Origin of the sequence: Streptomyces sp. NPDC001406, assembly GCF_042895285.1 — a bacterium.
Taxonomy (GTDB): Bacteria; Actinomycetota; Actinomycetes; order Streptomycetales; family Streptomycetaceae; genus Streptomyces.
On record NZ_JBIAWG010000021.1, the window covers coordinates 1 to 12,753 of the forward strand.

Genomic DNA, 12,753 nt, shown 5'->3' on the forward strand with positions numbered 1-12,753 from the left:
GGGTATTTACGTGGTGCTGGCACTTGCTCGTGGATCTCCTTACGCCAAGATCATAGACCTGGCTTCAAGGACTCTACGGAACCGGGGGCAGCTCAGGCTTGTGCTGGGTAGGCCATCATGTCCTGTTATGAGACGCGGGGGGCGCGGCCGGGGGCCGGGGCGTGTGGGCAGGCTGTATCTGCTGTTGTCGGTGCTGGGGGCGATTGCAGCGCTCGTTCTGGCTCGGCGTTTTGATCTCGGTGTGGCTGAAACGGCCGTGTCCGTGCTGCTCGGTCTGGCGCCGGCCTATCTTGCCTGGGCGGCTTTTCGTGCCGCCCGGTCCGAGGCGGACCCTGTTGATCTGGACAAGGTCCTGGAGCAGTTGGCGATGGCGGTCAAGAACCAGTGGGACAGCGAGGCGGCCGTGCGCCGGGTCAATGATCCCTACCCGCTGCCGGTCGCTTGGCAGGCCGCCAACGACGACCTCGCCGAGCCCTGGCCACTGCTGGCGGACCTGGCCCGCGCCTGGCCCGGCGGCCCTCCAGGCAACCCCGCCCTGTGGCCGCCGGACACCGCCGGACTGGCGGGTGAGGGAACAGACATCGGTGAGGTGTTCTTCGAGCGGATTCCCACCCGGCGCCTGGTGATCCTAGGCGAGCCCGGCGCCGGCAAGAGCGTGTTGCTGATCCGGCTGCTGCAGGACCTCATCTCACGCCGCACCGACGGTGATCCCGTGCCGGTGCTGTTCTCCATGGCCTCCTGGGATCCTCACCAGCCGCTGAAAGCCTGGATGGCCGATCAGCTGCGCCGTACTCACCCCGGCCTCGCCTCCGCTGCCCCGTCTTCGGTCACCCTCGCTGACACCGCCCACAGCGGACCCAGTGACCTGGCTCTGTACTTGCTGAACGCGGACCGCGTCCTGCCCCTGTTCGAGGGCTTCGACGAACTGCCGCCCGCTCGGCACGCCACCGCACTCGACATGCTCAACCGCGCGCTGGCCGCCAAGCAGCCCCTGGTCCTGACCAGCCGCACCGACCCTTACCGGACGGCCCTGGCCCGCCCGGGCACCACCGTCCGCCTCAACGGTGCTGCCGCCATCCAGCTCCTCCCCCTCGATGCCCAGGCCGCCGCCGACTATCTACGCCGCGACGCCGGCGGCCCCCATGCTGCCGCCGCCGAACGCTGGAGCGCCGTTACCGCCCACCTAGGCACCGCCAGCCCGGTCGGACAGGCGCTGGCCACCCCGCTGGGCCTGTTCCTGGCCCGTACCATCTACAACCCCCGCCCCGGCATGCCCACTGCGTCCTCTCCAGCACCGCACCCAGACGAACTTTGCGACACCACCACCTACCCTGACCAGGCCACCATCAACGCCCACCTCTTCCGGGCCTTCATCCCTGCCGCCTACACTCCCCACCAGCCCCACCCGCCCCGCTGGACTGTCCAGCAGGCCCACGACACTTTTGTCTTCCTCGCCCGGTTCCTAAGCACCCAGAGGGCAGGCAGCCCCGACCTCGCCTGGTGGGAACTGTCCAAAGCCGTCCCGCGGCACGTCCGCCTTCTCGTGGCCGGGCCCGTGGTCGGGCTCATGGTCGGGCTCGGGGCTGGGCTCGGGGCCGGGCTGACGTTCGGGCTCGCGTTCGGGCTCGCGTTCGGGCTCGCGTTCGGGCTCGGAGCCGGGCTCGGAGCCGGGCTCCTGGGTTCTGGTTCTCCGGGCATCCGGCTTCGCCTGTCACTCTCTGGGTCTCTGCCCTGGCTCGGGGTCGTGTTCGCAGCGGGGTTCGTAGTCTGGCCCGTGTTCGGGCTCGCGGCCGGGATCGTGGTCGGGCTCGTGGCCGGGCTTCGGCCGGATGATGCCCACCTGACCTCCAACTCTGGGCCGCGCACGCTGCTGATGTCGGACCGCCGTGCATACCTCGTGTTCGGCCTCGTGGCCGGGCTCGCGACCGGGCTCACGTTCGGGCTCGCGACCTGGCTCACGTTCGGGCTCGTGCCGGGGCTCGTGGTCGGACCCGCTTTCGGGCTCGCGGTCGGGCTCACGTTCGGGCTGACCAAGACGGCATGGGGGCATTTCATACTCGCCCGTGCCTACCTGGCTGTGCGTCACAACACCCCGTGGGACCTGATGGCGTTTCTGCAGGATGCTCATGAACGGCACGGGGTACTGCGGCAGGTCGGGGCGGTGTATCAGTTCCGGCACATCGATCTGCAACGTCACCTCGCCCAGTAGCCGCACCGGCCACAAGACGCCTCCCACTCAACGGAACCAGGAGAAGCGAAGTGATCACTGCAGCGGCGCCCAAGTCTGGGAGGCCAATCGGCTGACTCTACACCACCAAGCTACCCGAGCAGCCACTGGCTGAGGCCGGCCCTGTGCCTGCGTCGTCGATCGACGCCCGCTCCTACGAACTCGAGGAACGCCGCAACGTCCTGCCCTTGCCGAATATCTCATCCGGGCTGGTGGGAGCTGGTGTACCAGGTGTCGTGGGCTGCCGTTCCGGTGGCTTGTGGCGTGCTGCCCTGACCGATGGCGCCCCGGCAGGATGGTTGGCCGTGCTGCTGCGACTGGCCTACCTGACCGTGACGAACGCGTCCGCCATGCTGCGCCTGTTGCCGATAAGTGACCACGGCAAGGACATCGAGATACGCGCCCTCCGCCATCAGATCACCATGCTGGAACGCCAACTCGGCAAGGACAGGGTGCGCTTCGCCCCGAGTGATCGGGCGTTGCCGGCCACGCTGCTGCACCGTTTCCCGCGTGACGCGCTGCGACGGATGCGGCTGCTGGTGCGCCCGGACACGGTCCTCCGCTGGCACCGCGAACCTCATCGCACACCGCCACGCGGCCCGTTCCCGGCTCAAGCGCCCGGGGCGGCCGCGGACCGTGCGCTCCGTTCGTGTTCTTGTCCTGCGCGTGGCGAGAGAGAACCCCGGCTGGGGATACCGGCGCATCCACGGCGAACTACTCGTCCTGGGCGTGCGGGTGGCCGCGTCCACCGCGTGGGAGATCCTCAAAGGGGCGGAGATCGGCCCGACACCCGAAAGGCACGACCACCTGGACGGACTTTCTGCGCTCCCAGGCCGACGCCCTGCTGGCCTGCGACTTCTTCGAGACGGTCACCCTGACGCGGCTGTACGTGCTCGCGGTGATCGAGCACGCCAGTCGGCGGATCCGCGTCCTGGGCGCCACCGCGTACCCGACCGCAGCCTGGGTGGCGCAGGCCGCGAGGAACCTCGTCATGGACCTCGAGGACGCCGACTGTCGGGCCAGGTACCTCATCGCGACCGCGACGGGAAGTCTCCCGACCCGTTCGACGCCGTCCTCGCGGACGCCGGAATCCAGGTCGTGCTCAGCGGCATCCGGATGCCGCGCATGAACGCTTTCATGGAGCGCTGGGTGCAGACCTGCCGCCGAGAACTGCTGGTCCGCATGCTGGTCTGGAACCAGCAACATCTGCTCCACGCCCTGCGAGAGTTCGAGGACTTCTACAACGGACACCGGCCCCACCAGGGCATCGCCAACGCCCGACCGCTCCACCCCTTACCTGCACCGGCCACCGATCCGGAGCAGCTCACCCGCCTCGGCGTACGACGACGGGACCGCCTCGGCGGCATCCTCCACGAGTACCGGCATGCAGCTTGACCTGCACGGACGAGATTTTCGGCAAGAGCAGGATCATGAGCACCGTCGGAGGAAATCCGGGTGATCATGAGCATCGGTGACACTCAGTAGCTGTCAGGTGTGGGCGGTCTTGTGTCCGGACCGTACAGGTGCTCCGTACCGTTGACGGTTTGCGATCTTGCCCGGGGTGTCCTGGGGACCCCGGGCGGAGCCATGGCCGGCTCGCGGCGACGGGCCCTGCGAGCTGTGATCGATGTGTCTCGCTGGGTTGCCGCCTTGGGCCGGTGGGCCGACCTGCGCACACTGGAACTGTGCACGAAATGATCGTCGGCGAGATGGCGGAGCGTGAGGATCTCCTCGCTGCTGCCGTCGTCGAAGCCGTCGAAGCAACCGCCGCGTACGCCGGGAGCGTCTTTCTCCGCTCCCGCGACCGTCGGTCGATCGTGCTCGCCGCGACGTGCGGGGTGCCACCTTCTCTGCTCGGTGGCTGGCACCTCATTCCGGTGAGCAGTCCCATCCCGGTCGCCGCGGCCTTCAGCTCCGGGCGCACGGTCCACCTGACCGACGCCGACGAGACGATGCGCCGGTTTCCTCAGCTCGCGGTAGCTCTGCCGTACGCCTTCGGCTCCTGTTCCGTGCCGGTAGGCGCAGGTGAGGAGACCTTCGGGGCGCTGGCGATCGTCTGGGCGGCGTCACCCGGCAGCGAAGGGCTGTCCAAGGCCCAGCGCCGCCACGTGCGGACCATCGCCAAACGGCTCGGTGCCTCCCTCGCCGATCTCCGCGCCCGTACCGGCGATCCCGTCGAGTGCGACCCGCAGACGATCCCCGTCGAGACCCCGGCTCCCTCGGCACCGGCCGTAAGGGCCGGCCTGTTCGACTGGGACCTCGTCACCGGCACCCTCACCGTGGACGACGAGCTCTGTACGATCTTCGGTCTCGCGCCCCATGCCTTCGACGGACGAGCCGAAACGCTGGCTTCCTGCTTGCACCCCGGGGACCGCGCCGCCCTTCGAGCGGCCGCCCGCGCGGCAGCCGCCGAGGGCCGGATCAAAGCGCGGCCCCTGCGCATACGGGATCGCAGGGACGGCGGCGAGAGGTACCGCACGGTCGCGTTGTGGGGCCGCGCACCGGAGGCCGACGACGCGCGGGCACGCACCCACCTGGTCGGCGCGGTCGTCGACGCGCACGCCGGCAGCGCGGCCGTCGCCGCGGTCGAACGGCTGCGGGACGGGGTGTTCTCCCTCGCCCCCGACGGGCGGGTCACCTACGCCAACCACAGCGCCCTGCAGTTGCTGGGGGTGCGCGGCGACGAGTTGCTGGGTCAGTTTCTTTCGGACGTGCTGCCGTGGCTGTCCGATCCCGACGTGGAGTACCGGCACCGGTCCGCGATGATCTCGCAGGCGCCGGTCTCCTTCCTGGCCTGCCGACCGCCCGACCGGTGGCTCGCCTTCTCCCTCCATCCGGAAGCGGACGGAGTAACGGGCCGGGTGGTGCCCTCCGGTCATCCACCCTCGGCCTCAACGCCATCAGCCTCCTCGGCCGAGACAGCAACCGCTGCCACACCGGCGCGCCTGGGCGTCATGTACCACGTCCTGCAGCTGGGCAGCGCGCTGACTGAGGCGGTCACCGCCCGCGAAGTCTGCGAAGTCATCTCGGACCAGCTCCTACCAGCCTTCGGAGGCCAGCAGCTGGCGATCTACGTGGTCCGCGACAAAACGATGCATCTGCTCTATCACACCGGCCACCACGAAGACTTCCTCGACTGGCTGGAGGGCGTACCGCTGCATGCCTGCCTGCCCGGTACGGAGACCCTGACCTCCGGCGCTCCGCTCTTCATCGAATCGCAGCAGGACCTTTCCCGGGGCTACCCCGGCATCCCCACGGGCGAAGTGAGCTCTTGGGCGTATCTGCCACTGATAGCCTCCAGCCACCCTGTCGGCACCTGCGTCCTCGGCTTCGACGAGATCCACCGATTCACGCAGAAGGACCGTGGCGTCCTCACCGCACTGGCCGGACTGATCGCCCAGGCCCTGGAACGAGCGCGGCTCTACGACTCGGAGTTCGCCCTCGCGCGCGGCCTGCAGCAGGCGCTCCTGCCGCACCGGCTGCCAGTAGTCCCGGGTATCCGCACCGTCGCGCGCTATCTGCCCGGCACCAGCGGAATGGACATCGGTGGCGACTGGTACGACGTCATCCCCACCGGTAGGGGGGTCTGTCTTGTCATCGGAGACGTGGAGGGGCACAGCATCGCCGCCGCGGCCACCATGGCCCAGCTGCGCAGCGCCGTACGGGCCTTCGCTGCAGTAGGCCATACGCCTGGCGATGTGATGGCTGGCGCCAACCGGACCCTCATCGACCTCGACCCCGGTCTGCTGGCCAGCTGCTGCTACATCCACCTCGAACCCCACGGCCACCACGCCCACGCCGTCACCGCCGGCCACCCCCCACCCCTGCTTCGCCGTCCCGACGCGACGACCAACGCCCTTGAACTGGACGTCGGCCCACTCCTCGGTGTGGATCGCGCAAGCGCCTATCCGGCAACCCGGATCGACCTCCCGCCCGGGTCCGTCCTCGCCCTCTACACCGACGGACTGGTCGAGAGACGGGGCGCCGACATCAACGTGGGGATTGACGGCCTGCGAGCATCCCTGGCCCACGCCCCTGCGGACTCACTGGACGAACTCGCCGACCGGCTTCTGCACAACGCCCGGGGCTCCTCGCACCGAGCCGACGACATCGCCCTGCTGCTCGCCGAGTACGGTTCCGGGCACAGCGCTGAGGTGACACCTGATCATGGTGTCGTTCTCACGGACTCGGCACAACGCTAGGCCAACGCCGAACTCGCCTTCGGCCCTGCTCAGCGTCCACAGCAATGGCCGCAGCTCCTCACGGCGTCCACCCGCCACCGACTTTGCAGCACCTTCACCGTCTGGGGTGTGAAAGGAGCCGTACCACAGGCAGGTGGTCTCGGACCCGCCGCCTGGCCCGGACACGCCCGCAGCGGCGGAGCTTGGCGGTCATGTCGGAGAACGCCGGGTGCGTCTTGGTGAGGTACCACGGGGCCCGTGCCCGGTGCCCGGCCGCGTCCTGGGGGTGGTGGCCGTGCAGCGCGTACCAGATGACGGTGATCGTGTAGCAGTACAGGCCGAACGGAACCCCTCGCTGGACCGCGCGCCGGGTCCGGTGGTGAGCCTGGCCGATGACCCTGCTCGCGGCCCGATTTATGCCCATCGATGCCGGTCAGTCCACAGATACCGAAATCCGCGCCGTGCAAGAGGCATGGGCCGCAGCCAGCGCACACCTGGCATGACGATCAATCAGAACGACGAAAGTCGAGAGAACCGGCTGCCCATTCAATTCCCGGGCGGGTGGACTCGATGGCGTGCGCCCCGCAGCGCCACCGGTGACGGAGCGGAGGGTGCCCCACGGGGGTGGGCAACGCCGCAGCCGCACCGGCGGGGCCATGTCCGCGACACGCCGATTCGTGATCAACACCGGCGTCTACGGTGGCAACGCCAACGCCTACGTCACCGCAGACCCAATCAAGAAGCTGCTGGCCCCGTTCGACCTGGCCGGTGTCGTGGTGACCGCCAATGCCCTGCACACCCACCGTGACCACGCCAGGTGGCTGGTGGAGGCGAAGAACGCGCACTACCTGCTCGTGGTCAAGCAGAACCAGCCGACGCTGCACGACGCGCTGCGCTCGCTGCCGTGGAAGGAGGTGACCGCCCGCCGCTACGACCGCGAAGCGGGGCACCGGCGGCGTGAGACCCGCTCGGGGCGCACGCTCACCATCACCGGTCTCGGGCTGGACTTCCCGCACGTGGCACAGGCCGCGAAGATCCACCGGTACCGCACCGACCTCAAGACCGGGAAGACCACCCGTGAGACCGTCTACGCCATCACCGACCTGACGGCGCGTGAGGCATCTCCCCAGGCCATCGGCCAACTCGCCCGCGCACAATGGGGTATCGAGGCCGTGCACCACGTCAGAGACACCACGTTCGGCGAGGACACCTCCAAAATCCGCACCGGGCACGGGCCGGAGAACATGGCGACCCAGGCGCCGTCGCGGATCTCGCCTCCGGGCTCGACGGCCGCCGTCCAGGCCGAGGCGGGGACGGTGAGAACGGCCTGGTGGATGGCGTCGGTGATGGTCATGCCGACCGAGTAGGACAGCCACCGGCCGCGCTGGGCCAGCCAGGCCACGAACTCGTGGGTGCCGCCGCCGGAGTCGGTACGGATGAGTGTCTGCCGGCCACGTCGAAGGTGTTTGGGCAGTTGGGCCAGCGCGAGTTGGGCCGTGGTGATGTGGTCGGCGGCGGTGTTGCTGCCCGCGTAGCCGGGCCGCAGCAGCCCGCGACCGGCTCGCCGCTCCCGCCTCGGCCGTGGTCGACGAAGCCCATCAGCGGATGGTGCCCGAAGGTCTTCTTCCAGGTCGCGGCGGCGTCCTGCTTCTCGGAGTGCGCCAGCACAAGCACCCCATCCAGGTCCACGATCACTTGCCCGTCGGCATCCGGCGCCGAGGAACCAGCCAACTTCCACACATATTCACGGACTTGGGCTCGTGCGGCCCGGATCGCCCTCAGGGCTCAGGATCTTCCCCGGATCATGCACCGCCCGTTGCTTTCGCCACGGCGTCAGGGCCGCCGATATCGCCTGGTCCAGCCCGGTCTTGCGGACCGGGCTGGACCAGCAGCACCCCACCGGCCTGGCTCACCACTCCACGACCGCCGCCCTCAACACGGACATACGGATACGATCCGATACGCTCCCTGAGGAGTGCAGCTTTCTTGACGACGACCAGGACCCTAGACAAGTCCCGTCGTCCCAAGGCTGAGGCGCTCCTCACCTTTTTGATCACGCTTCGGACAGGCTCGTTGGTGAAAGCGCGAAACTCGGACCTCAGGAAACATCCTTCCGCAACGACGCGATGAGGCGGTCAAGGTCCCCGCGTGCCGTGTACGTACGGATCGGGTCGATGTAGTCGCGTGACTCGATGATCTGTCCGTCCCGGACACGCATGACGAAGACGCAGGGCACCTTGGTCATGGAGCCGTCCGGCAACGTGAACTCATAGGCGAACTCGGCGGCGATCACTTCAGGATCGGCGGTCTCGTGAACGACGACATCGACGACCCGCCTCTTCGGCAAGGACTCCCGAACTTCCGGCGGCACCGTGAAGTGCTCCTGGAGCGCACGCCGACTCGTCAACGGCTCGGACTCCGGCGTCGCCATCGGATGCCGGACATCGGTGACCTCGCCATACAGGTCAGGCAACTCGTCGAAGTTCCCGTCGGCAACCCCATGAACAAGCCGGAGAAACACCTCGCGCGGACTCAGACTCACAAGACCTCCCCAAGTAATACGCACAGGCGGCTAGTGGTCATTATCGCCTGACCCAGGCCGGTATTGCGGACTGTCTCGACCAGCAGCACCCCACCCCCCCCTGACTGACGGCCCCACGGCCGTCGCCCTGGACGCGGACATACGGACGCAGGCCAGTAGGCTTCACCTGAGAAGTGTTCCTTCCACAGCAACGGTCAGGACCCTCGACAAGTCCTATCGTTGGAGGTCAGGAGCACTTCTCGCGTTTCTGATCAAGTGGTGGACGGCACCGCTCGTGAAAGCCCGAGGCTAGTGAGCCCTGTCAACGTCGTCCGCTTCTTGGGCGGTGTCATCACTTGGCAGGAGCATGCGAGCAGTTGTTCGAATAGCGTCATGGAAACGCTGAGGCACGCACGATGCCGACACGGATGGCCGCGACGTAGTACGTCCCGTTGCCATCGATTCCCCGAAGCGCCTGCTCCTTCTCGTCCCGTGTGTGCCCGCTCCCGAAATCCGTTGGACGCTACCAAAACCAACAGCTCGAGTGAGGGGCCCGACCCCGGCCTTGACCGGCAGCCGTGACCGGCTGTGCCCAGCAGCCCACAGTCACGTTCAGTTCGGCGACGGCCTCGTCGGCCAGCTCGATGGGGCGGAGGGTGTGCGGCATGGTGCGGACGGCATCCGCGATGATCACCGCGTCGCGGGCGCCGGTCTTGCCACTAGGTCACGGTCGATAGGGGGCAAAAGTCATGTCGGGCCCGGAGGCCGGGAGCCCCGAGCCCGGGCCCACGAGCGTCCCGTACCGGCTGGGCTTCACCCCTCGGGACGGCGACGCGGTCCCGACGCCGTTGTCGCCGTGGTGGAGGGGCCTGGTGGGCTCTTGCCGGGGCACGCGGTCGACCTTGGCTGCGGCACCGGCCGCCAGGCGCGCTACCTCGCCACGGCTGGACCGTCACCGCGGCCGACGCGGCCCCGGAGGCCTGGCTCCGCCCGTACCCGGGAGGGCCGCGCGGAGCCGAAGACGCACTGCGTCCAGTGGCGGCTCGCCGACGTCACCGAGCCACGGCAGGTCGACCCCGGCGGACGCCTCGGCGGGGTCGACCTGCTGCTCGACAACGGCTGCCTGCACGGCATCCCCGATGCCCACAGACGCGGATGGGCCAACATCGTCCGCGCCCTCGCCGCACCCGGCTGCGTACTCCTGGTCCGCGCTGCCCCGCGCGGCCGACGCGGCCCCGCACCTTCCGGTCTCGGGCCGGACGAACTGCCCGCGCTCCTGGGGGAGGGCTGGGCATGCGGGGCGCTGCCGGAACCCCACTGGTACCGCTGCGTGCGGCAGCACTGAGGGCGAGTCAGCTGAGCCGGAGGCCCGGGCCGGGTTCCGGTTCCACCTCGTCGGCGGTGACGGCGTGACCTTTGTCGCAGACGAGTTGGCTGCGGAGTGGGGCTCCGCAGCCGGCGTGAGTGAGGGTGACCGGCGGCATGCCGTTGTTGCGGTGCTTGTCACCCCAGGCGAGCAGGGCGGCGAAGGCCGGCATGAGCTCGGTGCCGGCTTCGGTGAGTCGGTATTCGTTGCGGGCGCGCTGCCCAGGGGACTGGTAGGGGACGCGTTCCAGGAGCCCGGCGGCGATCAGCCCGTCAAGGCGGTCGGTCAGGACGGCGCGGGAGATGCGCAGGTTCTCCCGCAGCTGCTCAAACCGGGAGACGCCGTAGAAGGCCTCGCGCAGGACGAGCATCGACCAGCGGTCGCCGATCAGTTCGACGGTGCGGGCGATGCTGCACAGGTCGCCGTCGAACAGGGCGCGCAGTTCTGTTCGGTCCATGTCGACAGCGTACCCCAGAGTTCGGTTTACAGACTTAGATGGGCGACCTATGCTGCCCCTGGGTTCGAAATCAAGACTCAGAGGAGGCCGTGCTCGTGACCGCACAACCCCGGATGCTCGTTACCGCCGCCGCCGGCAGTACCGGGCGCCAGACCGTCCTCGCCCTGCTTGAGCAGGGCTTCCCCGTCCACGCGCTGGTGCGCCGCGACGACGCCCGCGCACAGGACCTGCGAGGGCGAGGCGCCGACGTCATCGTCGGCTCGCTCACCGACATGCACACCCTGCGAGCCGCCCTGACCGGGGTGCAGCGGGCCTACTTCGTCACTCCGTTCATGCCGGGCGCCCTGGACGCCGCTGTGCTGTTCGCCGCGGCGGCGGAGGAGCAGCGGCTGGAGGCCGTGGTGTCGATGAGCCAGTGGCTCGCGGATCCGCAGCATCCGTCCCTGCACACCCGCCGCAGCTGGATGGCGGACCAGGTGTTCTCCTGGATGCCGACGGTGGGCGCCGTCACCGTCAACCCCGGCTTCTTCGCGGACAACTACATGGCCGCGCTGGAGCCGATCGCACAGTTCGGGCTGATGACGATGCCGCTCGGCGAGGGCCGCAACGCCCCGCCGTCGAACGAGGACATCGCGCGCATGGTCGCCGCCCTCCTCGCCGACCCCGGCCCACACCTGGGCCGGACCTACCGGCCCACCGGGCCGCGCCTGCTCTCCCCGCAGGACATCGCCGACACCTTCGGCCGCGTCCTCGGCCGCCGGGTCGTCTACCGCGACGCACCCGCGTGGATGCTGGCGAAGGTCGCCAAGTCCCTCGGCTACAGCGACTTCGACATGGCCCAACTGCGCTGGTACATCGACGAGTACCGGCGCGACGCCTTCGCTGTCGGCGCTCCCGACGACGCGGTGCTCCGGCTCACCGGCAGCCCTGCCGAGGACTTCGAGACCACCGTGCGCCGCTACATCGACGCCTCACCCGACACCCGGCTCACCCTCGCCTCCCGACCGCGCGCTCTGGCCCGACTACTGCGCGCGATGATGGCCCCCGCGCCCGACTACCGCCGCTACGAACGCACCCACGACGACCAGCCGTCGGCCCACGCCACCCTCGCCGCCGATTCCACCGCCTGGCGCGACGCCCACGACCCAGCCGCCCGGACGCGGACCTCCGGCGAACCCGAGAGGGCAGCACGATGACCGACCACCTGCCCTACGCCACCGGCACCGTCCGCGAGAACGTCGAACGCGCCCTGACCGCCGCCGCACACGACCCCGAACAGCTCACCCCGCAGACGCTGGCACCACTGGAGGACTTCCATGTCCTCGGCCGCCTCGCCACGACCGCCCTCCTCGACCTCGCCGCAGTGACCGCGGACGACCGCGTGCTCGACGCCGGCTGCGGCATCGGCGGGACCGCGCGCTACCTCGCCGGGCAGCTCGGCTGCCGTGTCACCGCCGTCGACCTGACCGCAGAGTACTGCGACACCGCCCGCTGGTTGAACGACGCCGTCGGCCTCGGCGACCGCATCGAGGTGCGCCAGGCGGACGTGCTCGACCTTCCTTTCGACGCGGGCGGCTTCGACGTCGTCGTGAGCCAGCACGTGCAGATGAACATCGCAGACAAGGCCCGCCTGTACGCGGAGGCGGCGCGTGTGCTCGCCCCCGGTGGGCGCCTGGTCCTGTGGGACGTGACGGAAGGGCCGCAGACGCCCCTGCGCTTCCCCGTGCCGTGGGCCGACAGCGCCGACGGCAGCCATCTGGTGACCCCACAGGCGCTGCATGAGCTGGTCGAGCACGCGGGCTTCGAGGTCCGCGCCTGGAACGACCTCACCAGGGACTCTGCGGAGCTGCTTCGCGCGCTGCTGAATCAGCCGCCGGGCCCACTCGGACTCCAGGCGTACGTCCCCGACTTCGCCAAGAAGGCGCGAGTCCTGCTGGAGAACCTGAAGGAGGACCGGACCCGGCTCGTCCAGGCCGTTCTGGTCAAGCCATGACGTCCGGG

Annotated in this window: 8 protein-coding genes and 4 pseudogenes; 7 read left to right on the forward strand and 5 right to left on the reverse strand. The window is 69.2% G+C overall.

The features are described from left to right. Positions 1 to 163 precede the first annotated feature (163 nt). A complete protein-coding gene (locus ACFY1J_RS38520; protein WP_390707615.1) occupies positions 164 to 2,209 on the forward strand; it encodes an NACHT domain-containing protein in 2,046 nt (681 codons plus the stop codon). A 218-nt stretch (positions 2,210 to 2,427) separates the two neighbouring features. On the opposite strand, the gene ACFY1J_RS38525 is transcribed toward ACFY1J_RS38520, so the two are convergent. Next, positions 2,428 to 2,796: a hypothetical protein gene (locus ACFY1J_RS38525; RefSeq protein ID WP_390708107.1), complete on the reverse strand. Its 369-nt coding sequence runs from the start codon at positions 2,794 to 2,796 to the stop codon at positions 2,428 to 2,430. Between ACFY1J_RS38525 and ACFY1J_RS38530 the strand changes: the two are divergent. The 3 genes and pseudogenes from ACFY1J_RS38530 to ACFY1J_RS38540 form a co-directional block, all read left to right on the forward strand. Beyond that, positions 2,755 to 3,622 (forward strand): annotated as a pseudogene (locus ACFY1J_RS38530) (integrase core domain-containing protein). The gene ACFY1J_RS38525 and the pseudogene ACFY1J_RS38530 overlap by 42 nt on opposite strands. A 299-nt stretch (positions 3,623 to 3,921) precedes the next feature. After that, positions 3,922 to 6,429: a SpoIIE family protein phosphatase gene (locus tag ACFY1J_RS38535; RefSeq protein ID WP_390732902.1), complete on the forward strand. Its 2,508-nt coding sequence runs from the start codon at positions 3,922 to 3,924 to the stop codon at positions 6,427 to 6,429. A 635-nt stretch (positions 6,430 to 7,064) separates the two neighbouring features. After that, a pseudogene (locus tag ACFY1J_RS38540) lies at positions 7,065 to 7,601 on the forward strand (ISAs1 family transposase); the annotation flags it as partial. A gap of 41 nt (positions 7,602 to 7,642) precedes the next feature. On the opposite strand, the pseudogene ACFY1J_RS38545 reads toward ACFY1J_RS38540, so the two are convergent. The 3 genes and pseudogenes from ACFY1J_RS38545 to ACFY1J_RS38555 all read right to left on the reverse strand — a co-directional run. Next, positions 7,643 to 8,408 (reverse strand): annotated as a pseudogene (locus ACFY1J_RS38545) (transposase); the annotation flags it as partial. Between the two features lie 98 nt (positions 8,409 to 8,506). Further along, positions 8,507 to 8,950: a nuclear transport factor 2 family protein gene (locus ACFY1J_RS38550; RefSeq protein WP_390707616.1), complete on the reverse strand. Its 444-nt coding sequence runs from the start codon at positions 8,948 to 8,950 to the stop codon at positions 8,507 to 8,509. 577 nt (positions 8,951 to 9,527) lie between these two features. After that, a pseudogene (locus tag ACFY1J_RS38555) lies at positions 9,528 to 9,644 on the reverse strand (transposase); the annotation flags it as partial. A 165-nt stretch (positions 9,645 to 9,809) separates the two neighbouring features. On the opposite strand from ACFY1J_RS38555, the gene ACFY1J_RS38560 reads away from it, so the two are divergent. Then, on the forward strand, positions 9,810 to 10,274 hold the full coding sequence (locus ACFY1J_RS38560) for a hypothetical protein (protein ID WP_390732865.1): 465 nt from the start codon (positions 9,810 to 9,812) through the stop codon (positions 10,272 to 10,274). 7 nt (positions 10,275 to 10,281) lie between these two features. Here the strand turns inward: ACFY1J_RS38560 and ACFY1J_RS38565 are convergent, their stop codons facing one another. Beyond that, a complete protein-coding gene (locus ACFY1J_RS38565) occupies positions 10,282 to 10,752 on the reverse strand; it encodes a winged helix-turn-helix transcriptional regulator (protein WP_390707618.1) in 471 nt (156 codons plus the stop codon). Positions 10,753 to 10,847: 95 nt separating this feature from the next. Here ACFY1J_RS38565 and ACFY1J_RS38570 point away from each other — a divergent pair, with 95 nt between their 5' ends. After that, positions 10,848 to 11,948: an NmrA family NAD(P)-binding protein gene (locus ACFY1J_RS38570; RefSeq protein ID WP_390707619.1), complete on the forward strand. Its 1,101-nt coding sequence runs from the start codon at positions 10,848 to 10,850 to the stop codon at positions 11,946 to 11,948. Continuing rightward, the gene (locus tag ACFY1J_RS38575; RefSeq protein ID WP_390707620.1) at positions 11,945 to 12,745 is read left to right on the forward strand and encodes an SAM-dependent methyltransferase; all 801 of its coding nucleotides are present in this window, start codon (positions 11,945 to 11,947) and stop codon (positions 12,743 to 12,745) included. The genes ACFY1J_RS38570 and ACFY1J_RS38575 overlap by 4 nt, the downstream gene beginning before the upstream one ends. Positions 12,746 to 12,753 lie beyond the last annotated feature (8 nt).